This window comes from Streptomyces triticirhizae (genome assembly GCF_003696235.1).
Taxonomy (GTDB): Bacteria; Actinomycetota; Actinomycetes; order Streptomycetales; family Streptomycetaceae; genus Streptomyces; species Streptomyces triticirhizae.
In genome coordinates this window covers 1-11,070 of sequence record NZ_RFFJ01000193.1, presented here as the reverse complement: position 1 = coordinate 11,070, position 11,070 = coordinate 1, and the positions used below count along the sequence as shown (strand labels likewise).

Sequence of the window (11,070 nt, the reverse complement as noted above, 5' to 3'; positions counted from 1 at the left end):
GGGACGCCCTGGCCCTGGCGGGGCCGCTGCTGCTCCTGCTGGCGGCCGGCGCGGCCGGGGCGCTGGTCGCGGCGGGCGTCACCTGGTGGATGGCGGCGGCGCTGGGCGGGGCGCTCGGGGTCTGCGGCTGGGCCGGCCTCGTGCTGTGTCTGGAGCCGCCGCGCCGCTGGCCCTTCGGGCCCGAGGAGGCCAACGGGCCGGCGCAGCGCTGGTCTTCGCAGGCCGGCGAGGTGGCCGTCCGGATGGAGGCGCTCGCCCAGCGGGTGGACGAGCCTCGGCGCGCGCGGGTGCGCGAGGTGGCCGAGCTGGCGCGTCAGCTCGCGGTGCGCTGCGCGGAGTTGGGGTGGCTCGGTGCGGCGGCGGGGCCGCTGTCGGCGGCCCAGCTGAGGGAGGTGGTCGAGGAGCGGCGGCGCGCGGCCCGGGTCCCGCCCGGTCCGCTCCGCACGGCCCGCCGCGCCGAGCTGCGCACGGCGCGGGAGTGGCTGGCGTTCCGCGAGCGGTTCGAGGCGCTCCACCACGATCTGGTGGACAGCCTCGCCGTCGCGGTCGAGGCGCTGAGGGCGGCGGCCCGGGAGGAGGGCGCCCGCCAGCGGCGGGCGCTGCGAGGCGAGCCGGTACCCGAGCCCGGGGTCGAGCTGGCCGTGGCCAGGGCGGCCAGGGAGCGCGCCGACGGGCTCTTCGCCCAGCTCGAACTCCCACGCGACGGCAGTCGGTTGCCCGCGCCCCGCGCCCTGGTGCTGCTCGCGCTGCTGGCGGCGCTGACGCTGCTGCTGGCGCTGCGACTGCGCTTCGACGGCGCGGGGTCCTGGCTGGTGATCCTGCTGCTGGGCGTGGCGCTCCTGCCGTTCGGCGCGGGCTTCGGCGGTGCGGGGGAGCGGGCCTCGCGCGTGCTGCGGCTCGGCCCGGTCGTGGGCTCGGCGGCGGCGGTGCTCGCCTGGGGCACGATCATGGTGGCCGGCCCGCTGGCCTACCATCCGGTGTTCGGCGAGCGGACCCTCGTCGAGGTCACCTCGTCCACCATCGAGCGGAACGGGCGCTTCGACGACGGGCCCACCGGCCGCAGCTACCACCTGGTCGAGGTCTCCACCGGCCGAGCGCTGCGCACCATGTACCTCGGCCCGCACGAAGCGGCCACGGTGCGGGACCGGTTGGAGGTCTCGGTCGACCCGCACGGGCTGTCCGGGCCCGTCGCGGCGGACCGCGTCGGCCGGCCCTGGCCGCCCCTGCTCCTGGTGGCCGGCGGGACGGGCACCATCGCCCTGCTGGTGCCGGCGACGGCGTTGGCCGAGCTGCGGCACCACCGGAGGTGTCACATATCCGCCGCGACCTGAGCGGTGGCGGCGTGGCGCGACCCGGCGCCACCGGAAGCGGTGGCGCCGGGGGCCGTGGGCCGGCCGTCCCGGCACGCCGGCCGGGCCTCGTCGGGCCGTCAGGCGCCGCCGCTGGCGGACGCCCCGTCGAGGTGCTCCTCGGCGAGGCGGGCGGCGACGCGCTCCAGCAGCGGGCCCGCGTTGTCGATGGAGCGGCGCGGGTTGGGCTCCAGCGCCGTCAGCGGGTAGGCGGCCTCGATGCCCGCCTCGGCCAGGGTCTCGGCGTCCAGGGACAGCCGGCCGCAGACCGCGAGCACCCGCCTGCCGGCGGCGCGGGCCCGGGCGGCCACGCCGGCGGGCGCCTTGCCGCGCAGCGTCTGCTCGTCCAGCGAGCCCTCGCCGGTGATCACCAGATCGGCCTCGGCCAGCGCCTCGGCGAAGCCCAGCACCTCCAGCAGCACCTCGATGCCCGGCCGGAAGGTGGCGTTCAGGCCCAGCAGCGCGCCGAAGCCGATGCCGCCGGCCGCCCCGGCGCCGGGGGCCTCGGCCAGTTCGGCGACGCGTTCGCCCTCGGTGCGCTCCAACACCTCGGCGAAGTGGGCGAGCGCGCCGTCCAGGACCTCGACCTCCAGCGGGTCGGCGCCCTTCTGGGGGCCGTAGACGCTGGCCGCGCCGGTGGGGCCGGTGAGCGGGTTGTCGACATCGCTGGCGAGGACGAACTCGGTGTCCTTCAGCCGGGGATCGAGCCCCGACAGGTCCGCGCTCGCCAACTCCCGCAGCGGCCCGCCGCCCCAGGGCAGCGGGTCGCCGTCCTCGTCCAGCAGGGTGGCGCCCAGCGCCGTCAGCATCCCGGCCCCGCCGTCGGTGGTGGCCGAGCCGCCCACGCCCAGGATCACCCGGGAGGCGCCCGCGTCCAGCGCGGCGGCGATCAACTCGCCCGTGCCATAGGTGGTCGCCGTCATCGGCGCGAAGGTCCGCTGCGGGAGCAGGACCAGCCCGGAGGCCTGCGCCATCTCCACCACGGCGGTCTCCCCGCGCAGCGCGAAGCGCGCGGCGACCGGCAGCCCGAGCGGGCCGGTGACCTCCACCTCCACCGGGTCGAAGCCGCCGGCGACCACCGCGTCCACGGTGCCGTCCCCGCCGTCGGCGACCGGCAGGGACACCACCGACGTGCCCGGGCGCGCCCGGCGGATGCCGGCCGCGACGTGCTCGGCCACCTCGGCGGCCGTCAGCGAGCCCTTGAACTTGTCGGCGGCGATCAGCACACGCCCGCTCTGCGTCATCTGAGGTCCCTGTGGTCGTTGCGGTCGAACACGGACCCTATCCGCCGCCGTCGTCCACCACCACGGTCCCCGAGTGCCGTGCCCGTCACACCCGTTGGGCCCCGGGCGGGCGACGGGCCCCGCCGCGCCGGCCGCCCGTCCGGGCCCTCAGGGCCTGGTCGCGCGCAGCCGGCGCCAGACGGCCTTGGCCGCGTTGTGCCCCGACATCCCGTGCACGCCCGGCGCCGGCCAGGTCGCCGAGGAGCAGAGGAAGACCGCCGGGTGCGCGGTGCTGTAGGGGCGCGGCCCGATCCTCGGCCGGAACATGGTCTGCGTCCCGGCGAACGCGCCACACGCGATGTCCCCGCCCACGTAGTTGGCGTTCCGCCGGGCCAGTTCGGGGGGCCCGGCGACGGCCCTGGCCAGCACCAGATCGCGGAAGCCGGGCGCGAAGCGCTCGATCTGCCGCTCGACGGCCCCGGTCAGGTCGCCCTCCCAGCCGTTGGGCACATGGCCGTAGGCCCAGTAGACGTGCTTGCCCTCGGGTGCGCGGCTCGGGTCGAAGAGCGTCGGCTGCGAGGTGACCAGGAACGGCACCTCGGGTGCGCGCCCCCGCCGTGCCGCGTCGTCCAGGGCGCGGGCGATCTCCGCGCTGCCGGAGCCGAGGTGGACCGAGCCGGCCCGGCGCGCCTCGGGCGCGGTCCAGGGCACCGGCCCGTCCAGCGCGTAGTCGATCTTGAACGCGGCGGCCCCGTACCGGAAGTTCCGGTAGGCGCGGCCCAGTCCGGCGATCCTGGCCAGCGCGGTGGGCGAGGTGTCGAAGACATAGGCGCGGGCCGGCGGCAGCTCGTCCAGCCGCCGCACCTCGACCCCGGTGTGGATCTCGCCGCCGAGATCGCGCAGATAGCCGGCGAGCGCGTCGGCGATGGACTGCGAGCCGCCGCGCGCGATCGGCCAGCCCACCTCGTGGGCGGCCAGCGCGAAGACCAGCGCGACCGCGCCCGTCGCCGGGGTGGAGGTCGGCGCGATCACATGGGCGGCCAGGCCGGTCAGCAGCGCCCTGGCCCGGTCGTCGGCGAACCGCCTGGCCACCCAGGACACCGGCCGCATCCCGGTCAGCCCGAACCGGGTCAGCAGCACCGGGTCGCGCGGCATCCCGTCCCAGGGCACCTTCAGGAAGTCGCCCACCAGCGTCTCCCACCGGCCCAGATACGGCGCCAGCAGCTTCCGGTAGGCGGCGGCGTCGCGCGGGCCCAGGCTCGCGGCCGTCTCGCCGACCGCCCGGGCGAGCACGGCGGCGGTCCCGTCGGGAAAGGGGTGCGCCAGCGGCAGTTCGGGCTGCACCCATTCCAGCCCGTACCGCGCCAGCGGCATGGCGTTGAAGGCGGGCGATCCCGCGCCCATCGGGTGGACGGCGGAGCACGGGTCGTGGCGGAAGCCCGGCAGGGTCAGCTCCTCGGTCCGCGCGCCCCCGCCGACGGTCTCCTTCGCCTCGAAGAGCGCGACCGACATGCCGCGCCGCGCCAGCTCCACGGCGGCCGTCAGCCCGTTCGGCCCGGCCCCCACCACGACCACGTCACGCAACGCAGGCAACGTACGGCTCTCCCCTCAACGGTGAGCGACAGGCGGACCAGCACCCCGAGGATACGCCGCCGCCGACCACGCTCCGCGTCCAGGTCAACTCGCATAGACGGATAATCAGTTGCCGGGCCGCGCGGGTCGTGGACCGTGGTGCCCATGGATTGTTTCCCGCGCGACTACCGCCCGGAGGACGAGGCGTCCTGGCTGCGGTGTCGGGTGCTGTCCTTCCTGGGCACCCCGTACTACGACAACGTGCTGCCCGCCAAGCCGACGATGGCCGCGCCCGGCTGCTCGCTGGTCGTCGTCGACGACGCCATCGACGACGACGGCGGCCGGGGCTCGGGAGGGGTGGTGGTGGGCTGCCTGGACCTGGCCGTGGACGGAGCGCTGGCCACCATCGAGACCATCGCCGTCCACCCCGACCACCAGCGGCGCGGCATCGGCCGGGCCCTGCTGGCCGAGGCCGCCGCCAGGGCCCGCGCCGCCGGCGCCACCACCCTGGACGCCTGGACCAGGGACCAGCCCGAGAGCCTGGCCTGGTACCGGGCCACCGGCTTCGTCGAGAGCGACCACTATCTGCACGTCTTCGCGGACGCCTACGCGGACGAGGGCGAGCCGGCCCGCGCCGTGGAACGGCCGGGCGCCGGGCTGCGCCCCGTCGGGGTCTTCAGCCACGCGTCCCTGGAGAGGGAGGAGGAGTTGAGGGCCCGCTTCCAACGGGTCCATGTCTGCCGCCGGTTCAGCCAGCCCCTGGCCCCCGTCGACTGAGAAGGACCGGGCCGGGCGCGGTCCGGTGCGGGCCCCGGTGCGGTCCGTTCCCACGGGCCGCGCCCGGCGGGCGTCAGCCGACGGCCGGTTCCTCGGGCTCCGCCCGGCCCGCCCCGTGCCCCGCGCGGAAGAGCGCCACCAGCCGGTCGGCCGTCGGCTGGTCCCTGGCCGCCGTGAACGGCATGGCGTTGGCACCGGCCAGCCGGAACGGCTTCCCGTCCCGGGTCGCCTGCGCCCCGCCGGCCTCCTCGACCAGCAGCAGCCCGGCGGCGTGGTCCCAGGCGAGTTCCCAGGTGAAGGCGAGCGCGTCCAACTCGCCGCGCGCGATGGCCAGATACTCCAGGCCGGCCGCCCCACAGGGGCGCGGCGCCACCCCGTCGGTCCACAGCGCGGCCAGCGCGCGCTTCTGGGCGGGGGAGGTGTAGTCGGGGTGCGAGTGGGCCACCCGCAGCGGCGCTCCGGGGTCGGGCGAGCCGGCGGTCAGCCGTTCGCCGTCCAGCCAGGCGCCGGCCCCGCGCCAGGCGTGGGCCAGTCGCCCGGTCGCCGGCGCATGGGTCCACGAGCCCAGCAGCTCGCCCCGGTGGGCCAGCGCCACCAGCGTGCAGAAGCCGGCCTCGCCGCGCACGAACGGGCGGGTCCCGTCGACCGGGTCCACGATCCACACCGGCGCCTCGCGGCCCAGCGCCGCATAGAGGGTCGGGTCCTCGTGGACCGCCTCCTCGCCCACCACCACGGAGCCGGGCAGCAGCTCGGTCAGCTCGGCGGTCAGGTGCCGTTCGGCCTCCCGGTCGGCCACCGTCACCAGGTCGTGCGGGCCCGTCTTCTGCCTCACCTCGTGGGACGCCAACTGCCGCCAGCGCGGCAGGATCTCCCGCGCCGCGACCCGCCTGACCGCCTCCGTGACCCGCTCCACCAGCAGCTTCTCATCCACCCGTCCGTCCACCCGACCATCGAACCACGGGAGCGTCCGCCCGCCGGGCCCGCCCCCGGGCAGTCGTTCCGGGGCCGGTGGATCACGCCACGCCGGCGCGTCGCAGCTCGCTGGTGACGGCCCAGTGGTGCCGGGGAGATACCTCGCGCGCCGCCGCCAGCAGGATCGGCACCAGCACATCCGGTGCCGGGCTGGCCGCCTGCGCCGCCTCCTCCGCCGTGCGGGCCTGGACCAGCGCCCGCAGCAGCGTCACCGCCTCGTCGCCCAGGCCGCAGGCGCGCAGTTCCACGGCGACCGAACCCACCTCGGCGGCCGGCCGGGCCGCGCCCTGCCGCAGCAGTTGCCCGCAGTCGCCGGTGCGCCCGGCGAGGCTCAGGGCCTCGGCCGCCGCCGCCAGCGGGCCCGGCGGCAGCGAGGCCGCCTCCCACAGCAGCGTCGTCTTCTCGGAGCCGAGCCCGGCCCGCTCCAACTCGGCCAGCAGCAGCGGCAGTCGGACCGCCGGGCCGCCGACGACCTCGGACAGCACGCCGTGCGCCGCCCCGCTGTGGCCATGGGCCCGCAGCTCGCGCAGCCGGCCGGCGGTTCTGGCCGCCTCCTCCAGATCCCCGACGGTCACCCGCTCCGCCAGGGTCGGCCGGTGGTCGCGCAGGGCGCCGGCGAACCGGGAGCCGCTGGGCGGCGGCGAGGGCGCGGCGAGAACGGTGGCCGGTGGCGGGGACGCCGTGGTGGTCGCCGACGCCGGGCCTTCCTCCTCCGGCTCGACGGGCTCGATGCCCGCGAAGCGCGCGCCGCCCCTCCGACGCGCCGGCTTGTCGCGCCGGCGCGCGGGCGCGGCGGGCGCCCCCTGCTCGCCCTTCTGCGAGGCGCTGCCCTTCTGCGAGGCGCTGCCCTTCTGCGAGGCGCTGCCCTTCTGCGAGGCGCTGCCCTTCTGCGAGGCGCTGCCCTTCTGCGAGGCGCCGCCCTTCCGTCGCGCGCCGGTCTCGGGCGCCGCGACCGCCGCGACCGGCGCGACCCGCGGGGTCGCCTCCGCCGTCGGCGCGGCCGCCCCCGCGACCGGCGGGGGAGAGGGGCGTGAATCGATGGCCGCGAGCCGGGCGTGCGCCTCGGAGCGACGGTTCAGCACGCGCTCCTGGTCGTCCCTCGCCCACTCGGCCAGCGTGCTCAGGCGTTCCGCCTCCGCCTCCTGGCCCGCCCTGCGCGCGGACTCCCCGGCGTGCGCCAACATCCGCAGCCTGCCCTCCAGTTCGCCCGCCGCCCGGTCCAGCTCGGCCAGCAGCGCGGTCAGCGCCTCCCGCCCCCCGGGCAGCGCGTCCCTGGCCACCACGGCGGCGTGGTAACGCGACCGCAGCCGGCCGGCCACCCGCTCGGCCTCGACGCTCCCCCTGAGTACCGCCAGGTCCTGCACCAGGTCCGCCACCGCGTCCCAGGGCGGCAGCGCCGCGCCCGTCAGCCAGGCCGTCAACTCGCCGCCGTTCCGCCGGCCGAAGGCGGCGAACCAGCCGGCCGAGGGGTCCAGAGCCTCGGCCAGGGCCCGCAGCTCCGAGGTGAACGCCGCCAGACGATCGGTCCACTCGCGTTCCATCATGCGCACATCAGGCATGGCCTGTACTGAATCCAAGCCGTGTTACGAGGCTTGTTTCCAACGGGCTACAGAACGTTTTCGGCCCTTGCGCGCTGCCCGGCGTGCATTGATAGTGCGCTCCGGCTTGTGCGCCGGCGCTCAGCGCCCCACGGCATAACCTTGCATCCCTCGGGGATTGGCCGCCCCGGCGACCACCCCCGACTCCGGGTCGCGGCCCACCGCGCACAGCCGCCCCTCCGTCCAGGGCCCGGCCACCGTCACCCGGTGTCCCCTGCGCCGGAGTTCGGCGATCACCGGCTCCCCGATCCGGGACTCCACGGTCACACTTCCCGGCTGACCGCCGCGCGGGTAGAACGAGCTGGGGAACGCGTCCTGGTGCCAGTTCGGCGCGTCGATCGCCCCCTGGAGGTCGAGGCCGCCGCGCACCGGCGCGCGCAGCGCGACCGCCAGGAAGAAGTGCGCCTGCCACTGGTCCTGTTGGTCGCCGCCCGGGGTGCCGAAGGCCAACACCGGCTCGTCGTCGCGGAGCGCCAGCGTCGGGCTGAGCGTGCTGCGCGGCCGCCGCCCCGGCGTCAACGAGGCCGGTAGCCCCTCCTCCAGCCAGGTCATCTGGAGCCTGGACCCCAACGGGAAACCCAACTCCGGTATCACCGGGCTGGACTGGAGCCAGCCGCCGCTCGGCGTCGCCGAGACCATGTTCCCCCAGCGGTCCACCACGTCCACATGGCAGGTGTCGCCGGTGGTCTCCCCGCCCGGGCCGACCCGGGGCTCCCCCTCGGGGCCCGTCGGGGGTTCGCCGACACGCGCCACGGTGGGCTCGCCCGCCCCGGCCATCCCGTCCGAGGTGACCCCGGAGGCCAGCAACCGCTCGACCAGGCGCGGGAGTCGAGGCGCGCGCCCCTCCGGCGCGCCGGGGCGCAGCTCCAGGGAGGCGCGCTCGCCGACCAGGCGCCGCCGCTCGTCGTTGTAGGCGGGGGAGAGCAGCGTCTCCCAGGGGACCGGCGCCGCGTCCCCGTACCAGGCCTCGCGGTCGGCCATCGCAAGCTTGCTCCCCTCGATCAGGGAGTGCACATAATCCGGCGTGCCATAGGCGGAGGCGTCTGTTCCGCCGTCCAGCAGGGCCAGTTGCTGGAGCAGGACCGGCCCCTGGCACCACGGGCCCACCTTGCAGAGCGTCCAGTCCCGCCAGCGGTAGCGCACCGGCTCCTCGTAGTCGGCGGTCCAGCCGGCCAGGTCGTCCCCGTCGAGGACCCCGGCGTGCCGCTCCCCCGAGGAGTCCATCGCCGGGCGGGCGGCGTGGGCCGCGATCGCCTCGGCGACGAAGCCCTCCCGCCAGATCCGTCGGGCCGCGTCGATCTCGGCCTCCCTGGACCGGCCCTCGGCGGCGCTCTCCCGCAGCAGGCGCCGCCAGGTCGCCGCCAGCGTCGGGTTGCGCAGCAACGCGCCGGGCGCCGGGGCGCGTCCGCCGGGCAGATAGACGGCCGCCGAGCTGGTCCACTCCCGTTCGAACAGCGCCCGCACCGACTCCACCGTGCTCCCGATCCGTTCCACCGCCGGGTGCCCGCGCTCCGCGTAGCCGATCGCGTGGTCGAGCACCCGCCCAAGGCCGAGGGTGCCGTGGTCGCGCAGCAGGGTCAGCCAGGCGTCGAAGGCGCCCGGCACGACCGCCGCCAACGGCCCGGTGCCCGGGACCAGTTCGAACCCGAGCCCCGTGTAGTGCCCGATGGTCGCCCGGCGCGGCGCCGGACCCTGGCCGCACAGCACCCGCACCCGGCCGCCGGCGGGCGCCAGGATGATCGGCACGTCCCCGCCCGGGCCGTTGAGGTGCGGCTCGACCACCTGGAGAACGAAACCGGCGGCCACCGCCGCGTCGAACGCGTTGCCGCCGTCCTCCAACACCGCCATCGCGGACTGGGACGCCAGCCAGTGGGTGCTGGAAACCATGCCGAAGGTGCCCTGGAGCGTGGGTCGCGTGGTGAACATGCGCGGAGCATACGTTCCGGGCGCGACGGCGCCACCGGTCCCGCCGTGGAAGGCTCGTGCCCGCCGTAGAGCGCTCGCGCCCGCCGCCGGTCCGTGTCAGAGTCGACCGCCATGACGACCTCCCCCGTGGAGCAGGTCCGTTGGCAGTGCGATGTGGCCTGGTCGCTCCTCGACCACCACCTCCAGCGGCTCACGGCCGACGACTACCTCTGGGAGCCGGGCCCCCTGGTCTGGACGATGCGGCCGACGGCCGACGGCGGCTGGCGCCCGGACTGGGCGGACACCGAGCCCGAGCCCGTTCCGGTGCCCACGATCGGCTGGCTGAGCTGGCATCTCGGCTGGTGGTGGAGCACGGCCCGCGACCACGCGCTGGGGCGCACGCCCCTGGCGCGCGAGGAGGTCCGATGGCCGGGGCCCGGGGAACCCACCGTGGCCTGGCTGCGGTCGCTGCGTGAGGACTGGGCGAACGTCCTGGACGGCGTCGACGAGGCCGACCTCGCCGCCCCGGCCGCCTTCCCCTGGCCGGCCGACGCCGGGTACACGCGCGCCCACCTGTTGGCCTGGGTCACCGTCGAACTGACCAAGAACGCCAGCGAGATCGGTCAGCTCCACCTGCTCCGCGCGGCGGCGCGTTGACTCAGCGGACGGCGCCCCAGGGGCGGTGCCGACACCCGGCCCACGCGCAGGTGCCGTCCGACGGATGCGATCGGTAGAGGTAGGTCGGGAAGTCCTCCTCCGCCATGAACAGGGTGTCGTCGAGATCGGGCTGCGCCGGAAAGGACGGATCGCGGTCCATGAAGGCCCAGAGCGGGCTTCCGGCCGGCATCCCGCTCATGGGGGCGATCCGGCGGATGACCCACGGCAGATGGTTCGCCGACCAGACCCGATCGCCCACGCCCACGCGATGACCGTCCTTGGTCACAAAGCGCTTGGCCATGATGCCTTCCCCCCGTCGCGCGTCTCCTGACAACGCATGACTACCCGGGGCCGCGCGTTCAACGCGCGGCGGGCGACCGGGCGTTGGCGGCGCTCCACGCGCGCCGGCGCGCGCCGTGCGCTACCCCGGCTCCCCTCCGTACACGCCCGCGCGCGCCGCCGCCACCGCCGCGGCGGCCGCGCGGTCGGCCGTCGCCTCGTCGAGCGGATCGCCGCTGGCCAGCAGCCGGTAGTAGAGCGGGGCCGAGACCGCGCGGATCACCTCCTCGGCGTCGGTGCCCGCCGGGGCCTCGCCGCGTTCGACGGCCGCCACCACGCAGGGGGCCCACTCCGCGACCCGCACCCGGTAGAAGCGACGCAGCGCCTCGGCCGCCCGCTCGTCGCAGGCCGCCGCCGCGATGACCGCGCGGAACAGCGGGCCCTGGCGCGGGTCGGTCAACGTCCGGCGCACCAGCCGCGCGTTGGCCCTCAGGTCCTCCAGCAGCGAGCCGGTGTCGGTGCGGGGCAGCGAGGTCTCGGCCATCTCGGCGAGGAGGTCGACGACGAGGCCGGTCGGATTCCCCCACCGGCGGTAGACGGTGGTGCGGCCGACCTCGGCCCGACGGGCGATCTCGCCCAGGTCGAGCCGGTCGAAGCCGTGCTCCACCAACGCGTCGCCGGTGGCGCGCAACACGGCCGCGCGCACCCGCGCCGTGCGCCCGCCCGGGCGCACGGCCC

Annotated in this window: 10 protein-coding genes; 3 read left to right on the top strand and 7 right to left on the bottom strand. The window is 76.5% G+C overall.

Annotated elements, in window-relative coordinates:
* Positions 1-1,331, top strand: a 1,331-nt coding sequence (locus EBN88_RS30815) for a hypothetical protein (protein WP_158621515.1), incomplete at its 5' end; no start/stop codon positions are given.
* 98 nt (positions 1,332-1,429) lie between these two features.
* On the opposite strand, the gene EBN88_RS24750 is transcribed toward EBN88_RS30815, so the two are convergent.
* Both EBN88_RS24750 and EBN88_RS24745 read right to left on the bottom strand, forming a co-directional pair.
* Entirely contained in the window at positions 1,430-2,593 is a 1,164-nt protein-coding gene (locus EBN88_RS24750; RefSeq protein ID WP_122399279.1) for a glycerate kinase, read from the bottom strand.
* A 147-nt stretch (positions 2,594-2,740) separates the two neighbouring features.
* Positions 2,741-4,156 (bottom strand): phytoene desaturase family protein, encoded by a 1,416-nt coding sequence (locus tag EBN88_RS24745; RefSeq protein ID WP_407703459.1) that lies wholly within the window; start codon positions 4,154-4,156, stop codon positions 2,741-2,743.
* 153 nt (positions 4,157-4,309) lie between these two features.
* Between EBN88_RS24745 and EBN88_RS24740 the strand changes: the two genes are divergently transcribed.
* Complete coding sequence (locus tag EBN88_RS24740; protein WP_122399277.1) at positions 4,310-4,921, top strand: GNAT family N-acetyltransferase; 612 nt, start codon at positions 4,310-4,312, stop codon at positions 4,919-4,921.
* 73 nt (positions 4,922-4,994) lie between these two features.
* Here EBN88_RS24740 and EBN88_RS24735 read toward each other — a convergent pair whose 3' ends face one another.
* The 3 genes from EBN88_RS24735 to EBN88_RS24725 form a co-directional block, all read right to left on the bottom strand.
* Positions 4,995-5,864, bottom strand: coding sequence for an inositol monophosphatase family protein (locus tag EBN88_RS24735; protein WP_233580919.1), 870 nt, complete (start codon positions 5,862-5,864; stop codon positions 4,995-4,997).
* Between the two features lie 70 nt (positions 5,865-5,934).
* On the bottom strand, positions 5,935-7,452 hold the full coding sequence (locus EBN88_RS24730) for a hypothetical protein (RefSeq protein ID WP_147472831.1): 1,518 nt from the start codon (positions 7,450-7,452) through the stop codon (positions 5,935-5,937).
* A gap of 120 nt (positions 7,453-7,572) precedes the next feature.
* Positions 7,573-9,417, bottom strand: coding sequence for a gamma-glutamyltransferase family protein (locus EBN88_RS24725; RefSeq protein WP_122399274.1), 1,845 nt, complete (start codon positions 9,415-9,417; stop codon positions 7,573-7,575).
* 111 nt (positions 9,418-9,528) lie between these two features.
* On the opposite strand from EBN88_RS24725, the gene EBN88_RS24720 reads away from it, so the two are divergent.
* Positions 9,529-10,053: a DinB family protein gene (locus tag EBN88_RS24720; protein WP_122399273.1), complete on the top strand. Its 525-nt coding sequence runs from the start codon at positions 9,529-9,531 to the stop codon at positions 10,051-10,053.
* A gap of 1 nt (position 10,054) precedes the next feature.
* On the opposite strand, the gene EBN88_RS24715 is transcribed toward EBN88_RS24720, so the two are convergent.
* On the bottom strand, positions 10,055-10,354 hold the full coding sequence (locus tag EBN88_RS24715) for a hypothetical protein (RefSeq protein ID WP_122399272.1): 300 nt from the start codon (positions 10,352-10,354) through the stop codon (positions 10,055-10,057).
* Positions 10,355-10,474: 120 nt separating this feature from the next.
* Positions 10,475-11,065, bottom strand: coding sequence for a TetR/AcrR family transcriptional regulator (locus tag EBN88_RS24710; RefSeq protein ID WP_122399280.1), 591 nt, complete (start codon positions 11,063-11,065; stop codon positions 10,475-10,477).
* Positions 11,066-11,070: the final 5 nt, after the last annotated feature.